Below are 12,816 nucleotides of genomic sequence, written 5' to 3' on the forward strand. Positions count from 1 at the left end.
CAACAAAACCTACTTTTACAGGCGCGCGAAGCAAATGAACCAACCGAGCAGACTGATCCGACTGATCCGACTGATCCGACTGATCCGACTGATCCGACTGATCCGACTGATCCGACTGATCCGACTGATCCGACTGATCCGACTGATCAAATCGACGATCGGTCCGATCGGTCCGATCGGTCCGATCCGTCCGATCCGTCCGCGAAAATGACCATCGCCAAGGCGAACCGCCCCACGCCAGCGCCGCCTCTCCGCTGGCGGGACACTGGGCGTTTCTATGGACGCTATGGACGCCATCTTGGTTGCCGCCAGTCAGTCCCCGGTGTCCCAGCAGTCCACAACCGGTCCCCGGCGTCCAAGGCGTCATTCCCCATGGTCCAGGCGTCCCCACGGTCCAAGCCATGGGACCATGCCTCATGAGTCCGTGAGTCCTCGTCCCAGTGCGCTGCCGCCAATAAGTGCCGTCGGGACGGCGGCGCTCCCAGGAGTCCAAGCGTCCCCACGGTCCAAGGCGTCCTCGGGCACCGGCCAATATCAATCACTGACCGATTACCTTTTTTTCGCACAAAAGGCGCTGTGGCGTCGTCAAAGGGCGATTCCGCCGGTTATATTATGCCTTTTACGCCCTGCTTTCATTCCACCGCCCTGACCATCTACGATACTGAAGCGAAAAAGGCTCCATGGAACTTCTTGCACCTGCTGGCAATCTCGAGGCCGGCGTCGCCGCCTTTCACTACGGCGCCGACGCGGTATACCTCGGCATGCGCGATTTCTCGGCCCGCGCCGACGCGGACAATTTCACGCTTGACGATCTCGGCGTGCTCCTGGGCATCGCCCACCAGGACAGCGAGCGGCCGCGGAAGGTCTATGTCGCCGTCAACACGCTGGTTGAAGAGGCGGAGCTGCCGGGGCTGATCGCCTTGCTGGCGCAGCTGCGGGATCTCGAAGTGGACGCATTGATCATCCAGGACTTGGCAGTGTACGACATCGTCCAGGAGCATTTTCCGGAGTTCGAGCTGCACGCCAGCACGCAAATGGCCATCCACAATCTGGCGGGCGCCAAACAAGCGCACGAAATGGGCTTCAAGCGCGTCATCGCCGCCCGGGAATTGACTCTGGCTGAATTGGGCGAAATGACCGACATCCCCAACCTGGAACTGGAGGTCTTTGTGCACGGCGCGCTATGCTACGCCTACAGCGGCCTGTGCCTGCTCTCCGCCTGTTTGCGTGGCGGCAGCGGCAATCGCGGCGACTGCGCCTACGTCTGCCGCAACAGCTTCAAAATCCACGATGCCACCGGCGCTCTCATCGACCAGAGCGCGCCGATGTCAATGAAGGACCTGGCCCTGCCGGAGCTGATTACGGCCCTGCGGCAAAGCGGCGTGGCGTCGCTGAAGATCGAAGGCCGCAAAAAGACGCCGTTGTATGTCGCCGCCGTGACCAACTACTACCGCAAGCTCATCGACGGCTCGTTCGCCCCGGGCGAGCAGGCCTGTTGCGAGCGTGACATCAAGACCATCTTCAGCCGGCCGTGGACAACGCTGTACGCACGCAATGCCCACATGGCCGCCGTCACCGACCCACATACCGTCGGCCCCCGCGGCGCCGAGGTAGGCACCGTGGCGGCCTTCTGCCCCGGCGAACCCGACCGCATCCGCTTCGTCGTCAAAAACCAAGGCATCGAACGCCATGACGGCCTGCAGATCGAGGTGCCCGAGCGCGAAAAGCCTTTCGGTTTCGGTATTGACGACCTGCGTATCTTCAGCCAGCGCAGCAACGAAAGCGGCGTAGCCGCCTTCAGCGCCGAACCGGAAAGCACCGTCGAAGTGGCTCTGCCGCCGGAGCACCCGCCCATTCCGGTCGGCGCCCGGATCAGCTGTTCGTCGTCCCAAGCCGTCAAACGCAGTTACGACTGGCCGACACCGCGGCCGAGCCTCTGCCGCTCGCGTTATCCGGTCTATTTCGAACTGCAGATTTCGCCGCGCGAACTCGTGGTCATATCCCAGCCCTGCGCCGGCCCCCGCGAGCTCACCGACATCCGCACCAACATGATCCTGGACGAGCCGCTCGCGCCGGCCCGCCAGCCGGAAAAAATCGCCGACACCGCCCAGAGCTGCTTCGCCAAGCTCGGCGATACCACCTTCACCCTCGCCGATCTCCGCGTCAGCAACCCTGACGGACTCTTTGTGCCCACGTCCCTGCTCAATGAGATCCGCCGCCGCGCCGCGCAGGACGTCCAAGACGCCCTCGACAAAGACCTCCGCGAGCTCACTGACACCGTCACCGAGGCCGTTGACAGCTGGCAGCCGCCGGAGACAACAACCGGCGCCGCGCCGGCCTGGGCAATCAAAATCGACCGCGTCTTCTTTCTCAATCTCTTCAGCGACAAAGACCTCGCGCGGCTCGACGAAGTCATCTTCGCCATCGGGCGCACGCCGGCCAACGACGTCCCAGACGCCCTGGCGGAGCTCGAACGCCAGCTTGGCGGCCGCAACCGCATTCGTCTGGCGCTGCCGGCCATCAGCCGTGACAACGGCAGCACCAACTGGGTGGCGTTGATCGCCAATCTCTTCCGCAGTGGCTGGCGCCGCTGGGAGTTGTCCAATATCGGCGCCTGGCAGCTGTTCAGCGAGGCCGGGGCGAGCCCGCGCAACCTCAATCTCAGCGCGGACTGGCCGATGCATGTGTGCAATCACCTGGCGGCCAAGACCTTGCTGGACCTGAATCTCCGGCGCGTCACGCTGTCGCCGGAAGACCGCTGGGACAACTGGCTGGCGCTGGTGAAAAAGCTCGGCCCTTGCGTTGACGTGCCGGTGTACCAGGACACGCCGCTAGCACTGTCAGCGACCTGCGTCATGAACAGCCTAAAGGGCTTCTGCCCAGGCAAGAAAAACTGCGATTTCACCACGCTGTCCTTGACATCGCGACGTGACGAGAAGCTCGTCGCCATCAACGACCACTGCCAGTCCGTCATCATCTCGGAACGGCCACTCGATCTCAGCGGCCATCTCCACGAACTGCGCCGCCAGGGCGCTGGCCGTTTCCGCGCCGACTTCCTCTGGCGGGACTACGCGCCAACCGCCGTACTCGACATCTGGCGCAAACTCCAGCTCGACGAGGCGGACAGCAACGCCTGGACCGCCAATCTTTTCCGCGATACGAACGCATAATCCTGGCACAACGGCCGCCGGCGCCACGCCAGGCCGGCATCGCCGTGGAGGCTCCATCATGATCCATGCCGCTCTAGACACCTCTCTGGGCAGCGCGCTGGTTGTCGCCGACGGCGACCGCGTGCTTTTCAACGACCATCTGGCAGGCACGGGCCGGGAGAGCGACCGCGAGCTGGCGCCGTGGCTTAAGGCCACACTGGACGGCTTGAGCCTGCGCCTCAACGATGTCTGCCGCTGGACGGTCGGCACCGGCCCGGGCAGCTTTGCCGGTCTGCGTTACGGCATCGCGTTGGTCAAGGGCTTCTGCGCCATCAGCGGCGCCACCATGCGCGGCGTCCCCAGCTGCCTGGCCTTGGCCCACGCCGCACTCGCCGATGCCCAGGACGCGCGACGCATCGGCGTCCTCCACGACGCCCGCTGCGGCCAAATCATCCTGGTCCGTTTTGCACGCGGTACCGACGCGACCCTGCAGCTTTCAGGCGAAGCCGTTGTGCTCACGCCGGAGGAATTGCTGGTCGAGCAACACCGCTGCGACCACTACGTCAGCGCCCAGACGGCGGCTTTACCGGCATTGCCAGAAGCGGTAGCCGCGCGGCTCTTGTCCTGCGCGGGCATCGACGCCCGCGCCCTGCTCAACGCGCCCGCCGGGCTCTGGCCCTGGCCGCAGAACCCGCAGGAGCTCATGGCGAGCTGCGAGCCGCTGTACGTGCGCCCGCCGGTCTTTGTCAACCCCCAGCCGGTGAAAATCCCGCAGATCTAACCATCAGCCCGCGCATCCCTATCCTCAGCGACTTTTCGCGCCCCACTGCCAGCGTTCGCCGGCGGCGAGGGTGATGTCGATGGGCTCTTCGCCGGGCGCAAGCTGAAGCCGCAATGCCCCGGCGCGTTCGGCTTTGACCTCGCAGAAGCGAGTGCGGCCGCCGGCGCGTTCGGCGCTGATGCGGAAACCGCCGGGGAAGCGCACATCGCTGAATGCCGCCCGTCGCCAGGCGTCCGGTACGCCAGCAAAAAGCATCGCCGTACCAGCGTGTTCGCAGATAAGCATTTCGAGCATGGCGGTGGCGCCGGCCATGGTGCCATCAAGCTGCATGACCTCGTGGGTTTCCCGGGGTTTGAGCATGTCGGCCTTGCGGTGCATGGTCAGCCCCTGGAAGCGCGGCAGATACACTGTCGCCATGCTCTCGTTGATGAATAGCTCTCGCCAGAAACTGAAGAGCAGCCGCGGCGATTCCCGGAAATTGCGGCGGATCTGGAGCTGAATAGCCCAGGGGTAGCACCACTCACTCCACTGGCCCATGCCACGCAGAATCCACAAGTCGATACTGCGATCGAGCTGGAGTTGCTCGTCGTCGCTCAGCTCAGCGCAGATGTCGAATGGGTAGATCATAGCCAGATGTGAATGATGGCGGTGGCAGACGTCGAGATCCTGTCCTTCCCAGATGCCGATATGCGCGTCATCGCCTTCGCCGACCGTGCAGAAATGCGGCAGGCGGCACTTCATGTCCAGCCAAAGGGGTTTGGGACTCTCGCCCAATTCCTGCGCTGCCGCTAGGAGCGCATTGAGCAACGCATGAGCGCAGGTCAGCTGATTAGATGGATCGCGGCCGGAATTCTGCCGGCAGACCCGGCCATTGACCTTCACCGCAAAGGTACAACCATACTCGGCCGAGATGCTCAGCGGAATGGACAGCCGGCCATCGTGCTCTTCAAGCGTTTCTTCAAAGACCCGCATCACGCCACGCATGAAAGGCAGCGCCCGCTCGGCCAGGAAACGACGGTCGCCAGTCATCCGGTAGTACTGCCAATACAGCAGGCCCATCCAGCCGCCGCAGGCGAAATCCAGCACCGCACCGACGCCCATGCCGCCGCATTGGCCACAGCGGTCGTCCACCGCGTGGGTCAACAGCAAGCCGTCGTCAATGCCGAAAAGACTGCGGGCATTGCCACGCATCGCCGCCTGGGAGGCCGGGCTTTCCAGCAGGTCAAACAGCGGCAGCAGATGCTCGGCATTGCCGGTCGCAAAGGCCAACGTGTACACCTGCTGGACATTGACATTGAAATGGTAATCGCAGCTCCATGGCGGCCGCTGGTAGTCTTCCAGCCAGGGCCCCTGCAGGCCGCTGGGGACGCCGCCGGGCGTCGTCGCACAAGCAAATTTGTAGAGCGCCAGGAGCCAGAAGCGCTCGTAGAACGGATCCGGTACCGCAATCGTCGGCTGGCGTTGCCAGTAGGCCCCCCACCAGGCCTGTGCGGCCCGCAGCGGCTCCGACCAGTCGCCAGCGCAAGGCTGGAGGCAGGAGCGGTCGCCGTCCTCGCTGAGCTCAGCCGCCAGGCAGAAGCCAAAGGGTGTCTGCTGCCATTGCGCGATCATGCCCGGATCGGCGGGATGGGGCTGATACCAGCCGCAGCCAGCGCCGTCCTCAAACCGGCTCGGCGGCGCAAAGTCCACGGACGCGAAGAGCTCGCCTAGCCGCTGCCACATCGGCTCGGCGGCCGTCGCCACGACCAGCGCATCGGCATCGCGCAGGTACAGGCGGTTGCGCGTCATGTCCATGAGCAGCTCCAGCGCCCCAGCGGCGGTGTCCACGCGGACAATGCCGCTGGCGTAGTCCAAGGTGGCGGCCTTCAGGGGCGCCTTGAGGGTGAGTACGAAGCGCCCGCCGGGCACCCGAGTCGCCGGCCACCAGACGGGATAGCGCGGCATGGGCTGCGCGGTGACGCTGGCAGCCTGCAACAGGCGACTTTCCTCGCTGACATCGTAGGGATCGTAGGCCTTGACCAGATCGCGATAGGAACAGGGCCGTCCCAAGGTGGTGGCGCCACGATGGTCCCAGCAGGAACTCAGGCTGAACTCAAGCTGCAGGCGCCGGCCCGAGCCAAACACCAGCACACCCAGATCGCTGTTGCCCATGGGCACGCCGCAATGAACCCGCCGCAAGGGAAACTTCAGCCGAAAGACTTGGCCTTGGATGTCCATGACTTCTCCTGTCGTACAACTCTTGCCGCGACCTCGCCCGGCGCTGCCGGCGCTACGGCGCCGCCACCGCCGAGGGGTCTTTTTTCTGCCCGGGGCCCGCGTCCTGCCAGACGGGCAGCAACTGTGCTCTCAGGTCATCGTAGCGTTCCTGCACCCGCATATACACCCCGAAACGGTCTGGTACGGTGACGTACTCGCGTTCAGCCTCGTCCAACACGGCGGCGATGCGGCGATGCCTGGCCACAACGCGCGCAAACTCCGAACGCGCCGCGCGAAATTCGTGGCGAAAGCGCGCCGTATTGCCGGTGGCGAGAGATGCCAGCGCCTCGCTGTACATGTCCAACGCCGGCTGCAGAAGCACCGGCGCGTCCTTTTTCACTTCGTAGAAGCGCAGTTGCAGCTGGCCAATGGCGTTGAGGTCCAGCTTCAGATCCTTGACGACGTCGGGAACCTCGTCCAAACGGACTCGCTCGACGAGTTCGAGGCCCTGGCCGGCCTTGACCATCTGGACGGACTCAAGGACCTCCACGCAGTCGACAATCATAGCCAGCGACTGATGGCGGATGCCGCGATCGCAGACGACAAGCACCTGCCGTTCGTACCACGCCTGCAAGGATATCACCCCCGGCTGGTGATTCTGGAGAACATAGCCGACAGCTTCCACCAGCGGCCGGCCGTGCGCCGTTAGCTCCAGTAGCTCGCGGAATATCTGACCATGCGCTGCCGGTAGCAGTTCAAAACAGCCCGCGAGCAAATCGCAATGCAACATGTGCAGCTGGAACAGCTCCGAATAGTCTGGGGTGAGCCGGCTCAGCAGCAGCTCATCAACCCGGGGAAAATGTCTGCGGACGAATTGTCGGTTGGCCACCTGATAATCCAGCTCGTAAATACCGCGGATGCCGCGGCCGCCCATGACCATGCGGTTGGTCAAAGCCGCCGCCAGCCAGCGCAGCACGGGCGCTTCAATCGGCACTTTGTAGCCCATTTCCCGCGCCCGCCGCAGCAGCAACGCCTGCATCAGCCGCCAAGTAACGGCGTCCATGCGTTCATCAGCCGTAAACTCCAACGCATAGAGCAGGTCGTCTGACTTGGCCACACCCCGTTCACTGATATGCAGCAACGCCTTGGGCTGTTCGGGACAGCGAAGGAAATCATCAACCAGCGATGCGCAGTTTGCGGCATAGAGGGCGACGTTTCTTGCCCGCGCCGCCGACCACGCTTTGACCTGCAGCTGCTTGGCCCGCATGGTCTCAGTCGCTACTTTCGGCGTCGCCGGCGGCGGCGCCGCCTCGGCGGGCGGCACGGCTGGCTCAGCGAGCAAAGGCGTCGCAGTCAGCATCAGCAACAGCGGCAAATAGCAGATAAGTCTATTCATTGGGCTTCCGCTTGAGCACCATGATTGCCACCAGTGTGTCGCTGGCCTGCTTCACCCAGGGATCACCATCACCAGCAGGTTCCACGGCGCTCAAATCGCGATCGGGAAACACAGCGCGAACAGCCGACGCCTTTTCAGCCGCCCGCAACGCCAGCGGCAGACGCAAATAAAGACCATCGCGAAACGGCACCACGCGACCGGGGCCGGGAATGCCCCGACTGGGCTCGCCCATCACAAACGCGCCCTGCTGCTGCAGACTTTGGGCGAGACTTTCGGCCATCCCGCAGGTATCAGCGTCAATCAAAACAATCACCGGCACCGCGGCAGCGCCAAGCGTCGCCCCCAGCGCGTCAGCGACTGCTTTGTCCTGCCCATCAACACTGCGCAGGTCAAGAATCACGCCGTGATAGTCGCCCTGCTGCAATGCCAACTGAAAGGCTGCCAACTCCTCCGGATAAGCGCAGTCCAGACTGCTTATACGCAACCGGGCCAGGGTGTGATCAACCGTACCACCAATGTCCACCAGCCACTCGGCAGCCACGCTGGGAATCGTCGGCGACGTCATCAGCACGGCCGGAGCCCGCGTCAGCAACAACATGTCGTCAAGCACTAGCTGTTCTTCTCCAGCTGGAAGCACCGGCAACGCCCCCTCACGCTGTAATAACTGCAACAACGCCAAGCCACTGTGAGCCGGGCCGTCACCGGCAGGAATGACGGGCAAGGGCGTAACCGGCACGGGCGCACCCTCGGCCGTTGTAACTGGAGCCGCTGCGGGAGCACCCTCGGCCACTGTAACTGGAGCCGCTGCAGGAGCACCCTCGGCCGGAGCAAGAGCGGGAGCTACAACCGGCACCGGCTTGACCGGCACGGCGTCCCCGCCGGCTTCCGCAGCGCGCGTCGGGCACAGCTGCACCATCATGCAGCAGGCAACCAGAAACGGCGGCAGGGACGTCCAGCAGTGACCGTAGTTGCTCATTAGAGCGTGAACTCCTTGTCGGCGGCGATGACTTTTTCCCGGCGTTTGGCACGATCGGCGCTGAAGCGCTCACGCACAGCCGGGTCTTTGCGGGCGATGATCTGCGCCGCCAGCAGCGCGGCATTCATGGCGCCACCGCTGCCGATGCCCACTGTCGCCACGGGAATGCCACCGGGCATCTGCACCGTCGAGAGCAGCGAGTCCAGGCCATTCAGAGCGCCGCCCTCTACGGGTATGCCGATGACCGGCAAGATCGTATGGGCAGCCACGACCCCAGCTAGATGCGCGGCGCCGCCAGCCGCGGCGATGATGACTTCCATGCCGTTCTTTTCGGCATTGCTGGCAAAAGCCGCCACCACATCAGGCGTGCGGTGAGCGGACATGATACGCACCTCAACCGGAATGGCTAGGCTCTTGAGAGTGTCAATACAGGGCTGTATTTTCGGCAGGTCGGAAGCGCTGCCCATGAGTACGGCAACTAGTGCAGTCATCGTGTCGTTCTCCTACGTTGTGCTTCTATGTACGCATCGGGGACTCCCCGGACGGGGGCCCGCGCCAAACTAAGAAATATACCGGCAAAGTCGCCGCAAAGCAACAGCACAACCGCAGAGGCCAACAAGTTGCCGTAATGCCTCACCCATTGATACTGGCAGTTCCAAGGAACGCCAGGGACCGTGCGGACTAATTGGCGCGGCGCACTGGGGCGAGGACTCACGGACTCATGAGGCATGATCCCATGGATTGGACCGTGGAGACGAATTGGACCGTGGGGATTGACTCCCGACGCCTTGGACTGATTGGGGACTGATTCGACTCCTGGGAGCGCCGCCGTCCCGGCGGCAAGTATCCTGGGAGCGCCGCCGTCCCGGCGGCATTTGAGCGCTGAAAGCGCGAAGCATACCAGCCCAGGGCAAGCGACGCCGAAGGCGCGCGCCGCCCTGGGTAGCGCGCCATATTGGTCCGTGTCCCTCAGCCTCTTTGGCTTCAGTCGGCGAAGCTGACTGGAGCCAAAGAGGCAATGGAACTCATTGATTGCGACGGCATTTTTGCGCTGTGACCCTTCGTCGCAGGTCTTTTAGGCCGCCCCTTCAGGGCTCTTTTGGGATGGGGCACCTTACCCAGGGCGGCGCGCCCTGCAGGCGCTTGCCCTGGGCTATCTTAGGCCGCGCCTTTGGCGCTGAAAACAAAAGGCCGCAGGACCGGCTGGTACCGCGCCTTTGGCGCTGAAAACAAAAGGCCGCAGGACCGGCTGGTATCGCGCCTTTGGCGCTGAAAACAAAAGGCCGCAGGACCGGCCATTATCAATGGCTGGCCGATTACAGAGAAAGAAATTATTGCTTTTATTTTCACTTGAAAAGTATTTTTATTGCATTAAAATGGCATTTAGTTTCTCTTAAGGCAATAAAAACATACACAGATTGGAGGCCACGATGCGAAGGACAATCCCCCCCTGTTTCACTCTGATTGAGCTCCTGGTCGTCATCGGCATCTGCAGCGTGCTGACAGCGTTGTTGTTGCCGGCGATCAGCAAAGCCGAGAACAAGGCCGATCAGCTGAACTGCAGCAGCAACCTCAAGCAGCTGGGCGCGGCTTTCCTGCTTTACGCGAGCGATTCCCGGGGACGCCTGCCACCCTACGTCAATAACAGCATCTACGGTCATGGCGGCACAAACTGGGCCCGCTACACGTTCGAGTACCACAACGACGCTCGTCTTCTGGATTGCCCGACCAGCCCGCAGGAAGCACCCGAGGCCACCCAAGAAGGCCTGCACCTCTACGACGGCAACTACGGCTGGAATTACGACGGCACCCAGGGCAACCGCGGCAAGCTCTCCGCCCATATCGACCAACCCGCCAGCGCCTACCTGCTCTTCGATAGCGGCGATCCCTGCGTCATTTACGGAGCCAATAATTGGGAAAATCTCATGGAAGAACTCGACTTGGACTGGGACAGCCGCTGCGAAGGCCCGAACCGCCATCAGGGCCGGGTCAACACCGTCTTTGTCGACGGCCATGTACAGGGACTGCTTCTAGATATCTTTCTCTCCGCGCCCTGCCCCAGCGACGAAGCGCCCTGGTATGTCGAATGGGACGGCGGCAAGCTAAAACTGGGCGTAGTGCCCTTCCCCACGCGTCATTGACCAGAGCCCCTTGGTCGCTGCAGCAGTCATGTTCTGGTCACAGCTAGCCGTCGCCGTTGGCCAGCTGACGTGCATCACTGGTAGCTCAGGCCCGGCCAGGCGCCATTGCCGCTGGAGCCGGCCGCCGCCGAAGCGCCATAGCCGCCGAAGGGCATGTAGGTCTTATAGAGCTTCCCGACTTCCGAGACCGGCCAGGCAACGCCGTCCGCCAGCTCATGCCCGTTCTGCGCCATACGCAGATGACAAGCTATCTCGCCGACATGGCCATCCAGATAAGCCGCTGAACAACGCCCGTTGTGCCGGAAAACCAAACCGCCCATACTCCCGGCCAGAGGCTTGACCACCGGCGTCACCACCTCGCCCAATCCTGGATGCTGCTGCCAGTCGGCAAAGGTCAGCAACTCCGCTGGACTGCGCGGAAAATCACTCAGCAGATACCAGAACGCCTGGGGGCCCACGCTGGTCGCCCGAGCACTGCAGGACAGCACATTCTCATTGCAGCCAATGCTGACCCGCACGCCGCCAAAGGCGTCTATCTTCCCCACCCGGCCAAGACTGGCCGTCTCGCCGTCAGCCGGACAGCGCCCAAGCTGATCAGCCAGCACCCCGCTGCCTAAATAGGCGACAATCCCTCGCGAGCTGTCCAGATAAGCCAATGAATCCACCAGGTAGTCCGCGTTGTCATTGCTGTACATCTGCGAGCCCAACGCGTACTGCTTGTGCAGATTCTTGCAGGCGATGGCGCCGGCTTTCGCCCGGGCCTTGCTCAAGGCAGGCAGTAACATCGCCGCCAGGATGGCGATGATCGCAACCACCACCAAAAGCTCAATCAGCGTAAAGCGCCGACCACACGTTACCCTCTCAAGATTATTCTCGCGTTCTGTCACTGCTCGCTCTCACTGCATGGTTTGATCACCTGGCTTGCGGCGTTGCGCCGCAGGCGCCTTCGCGCCAGCGTCTACAGCAGATAACATGCCAGCAGGACCTGAGCAGGACCGCAAAGTCTGAGCTCACCACCAGACGGCAGCACCGCACCAGCCGTGGGCAACACCTGCACCCAGCACGGCCACATCAGGCCAAAGGCAAAATGGAAACCAGGCGCCACGCTGGCACTCCCCTCTTCCGCCCCCCTGGCAACAATAGTTGCCGCCAATCGATGGCGATTCATAAACATACACTATACTATTTGGCACCCATTGAAACATGTATGGAAAAGCGCAAAGACATACACATTCATGACTGCACGGCATCAACGCTTCACTGTCTTGAAACAGGTGAACAATCTGTTCATGCTCGACATCGACCACGTCGAGCTGCTCGCGCATGATTTTCACCAGACGCTGGTGCATCCTCGCAATATCCTCTCCTTCGCCCTTGAAGCCAGCCCAGGCGACTTCTACGGCGACCTGACGCACGGCAAGAGCTTAGACGTCCGTCCCGGGCATCTCTATTTCCTCCCCACCGGCAACACCCTGCACTTTACACGTAGCCTTTCCACGCTGACCGTCACCCTGCACTTCGGGCTGTCGCTGCTGCCCGGCGTCGATCTGTATTCAGCCGCAGATCCCTGTCTGATGGAATACGCTCCAGATGCCGTCGAACGCATGCGCGCCTGCCTCGAGATGCCCCCTGCCACGGCGGCTCTGCAGATTCGCGCGGAAGTCTTCCGCTTCTGCGCCCGCCATCCGCCAGTCCGCATGAGTATGAGCGAGGCGATGCCAGACGCCTATCTCAAGGTCCTTGACCACATTCGCAACCACTGCGACGCCAAAATGACCGTGCGCGATTTGGCCAAACTCATTGACATGCGCCAAGATGTCTTTTCCCGGTCCTTCAAACGCGCCGTCGGCCAGTCGCCGCACGCGCTAATCCGCCAGACCCTGCTCCGCCAGATCGTGGACTACCTCTACAGCGATCTCACTCTAAAGGAAATAGCCACCAAAATGCGTTTCTGCTCCGAATTCTACCTGTCGCGCTATTTCAGCCAGCACTTCGGCATTTCACCCCGGGAATTCCGCACCAACATCGCACCAGTGCGGAAAATGCTGTGAAGCAAGACGCAGGCACGGCGCCGTAGCGACGAATCGCTCACGTAATCGGTCACCCATTGATAATTGAGCCCTAGAGCAACAGGCGGCCCTAGGCGCGCCCGTCTCCCTGCCGTGGTGCGGGCTTTC

Annotated in this window: 9 protein-coding genes; 4 read left to right on the forward strand and 5 right to left on the reverse strand. The window is 62.6% G+C overall.

The window, feature by feature from the left end; translation table 11 throughout:
- Window positions 1–680: 680 nt before the first annotated feature.
- Both J3R75_RS00915 and tsaB read left to right on the forward strand, forming a co-directional pair.
- Window positions 681–3,170, forward strand: a complete 2,490-nt coding sequence (locus tag J3R75_RS00915) for a peptidase U32 family protein (protein WP_307259268.1) — start codon at window positions 681–683, stop codon at window positions 3,168–3,170.
- A gap of 58 nt (window positions 3,171–3,228) precedes the next feature.
- Window positions 3,229–3,930: a tRNA (adenosine(37)-N6)-threonylcarbamoyltransferase complex dimerization subunit type 1 TsaB gene (gene tsaB / locus J3R75_RS00920; RefSeq protein ID WP_307259270.1), complete on the forward strand. Its 702-nt coding sequence runs from the start codon at window positions 3,229–3,231 to the stop codon at window positions 3,928–3,930.
- A 24-nt stretch (window positions 3,931–3,954) separates the two neighbouring features.
- On the opposite strand, the gene J3R75_RS00925 is transcribed toward tsaB, so the two are convergent.
- From J3R75_RS00925 to purE, 4 genes are read right to left on the reverse strand one after another with little or no spacing between them, the layout of a single operon-like run.
- Entirely contained in the window at window positions 3,955–6,147 is a 2,193-nt protein-coding gene (locus tag J3R75_RS00925; protein WP_307259272.1) for a glycosyl hydrolase family 95 catalytic domain-containing protein, read from the reverse strand.
- Window positions 6,148–6,199: 52 nt separating this feature from the next.
- On the reverse strand, window positions 6,200–7,522 hold the full coding sequence (locus J3R75_RS00930; RefSeq protein ID WP_307259273.1) for a hypothetical protein: 1,323 nt from the start codon (window positions 7,520–7,522) through the stop codon (window positions 6,200–6,202).
- A complete protein-coding gene (locus J3R75_RS00935) occupies window positions 7,515–8,498 on the reverse strand; it encodes a S41 family peptidase (RefSeq protein WP_307259275.1) in 984 nt (327 codons plus the stop codon). Before J3R75_RS00935 ends, J3R75_RS00930 begins: the two co-directional genes overlap by 8 nt.
- Window positions 8,498–8,989, reverse strand: coding sequence for a 5-(carboxyamino)imidazole ribonucleotide mutase (gene purE / locus J3R75_RS00940; protein WP_307259277.1), 492 nt, complete (start codon window positions 8,987–8,989; stop codon window positions 8,498–8,500). The genes J3R75_RS00935 and purE overlap by 1 nt, the downstream gene beginning before the upstream one ends.
- Before the next feature lie 939 nt (window positions 8,990–9,928).
- Between purE and J3R75_RS00945 the strand changes: the two genes are divergently transcribed.
- Window positions 9,929–10,639, forward strand: a complete 711-nt coding sequence (locus J3R75_RS00945) for a prepilin-type N-terminal cleavage/methylation domain-containing protein (RefSeq protein WP_307259279.1) — start codon at window positions 9,929–9,931, stop codon at window positions 10,637–10,639.
- 74 nt (window positions 10,640–10,713) lie between these two features.
- On the opposite strand, the gene J3R75_RS00950 is transcribed toward J3R75_RS00945, so the two are convergent.
- Window positions 10,714–11,526 (reverse strand): type II secretion system protein, encoded by an 813-nt coding sequence (locus J3R75_RS00950; protein WP_307259281.1) that lies wholly within the window; start codon window positions 11,524–11,526, stop codon window positions 10,714–10,716.
- A gap of 348 nt (window positions 11,527–11,874) precedes the next feature.
- On the opposite strand from J3R75_RS00950, the gene J3R75_RS00955 reads away from it, so the two are divergent.
- Window positions 11,875–12,690: a helix-turn-helix transcriptional regulator gene (locus tag J3R75_RS00955; protein ID WP_307259283.1), complete on the forward strand. Its 816-nt coding sequence runs from the start codon at window positions 11,875–11,877 to the stop codon at window positions 12,688–12,690.
- The last annotated feature ends 126 nt before the right edge of the window (window positions 12,691–12,816 follow it).

Source organism: Oligosphaera ethanolica (genome assembly GCF_030814695.1).
GTDB lineage: Bacteria > Verrucomicrobiota > Lentisphaeria > Oligosphaerales > Oligosphaeraceae > Oligosphaera > Oligosphaera ethanolica.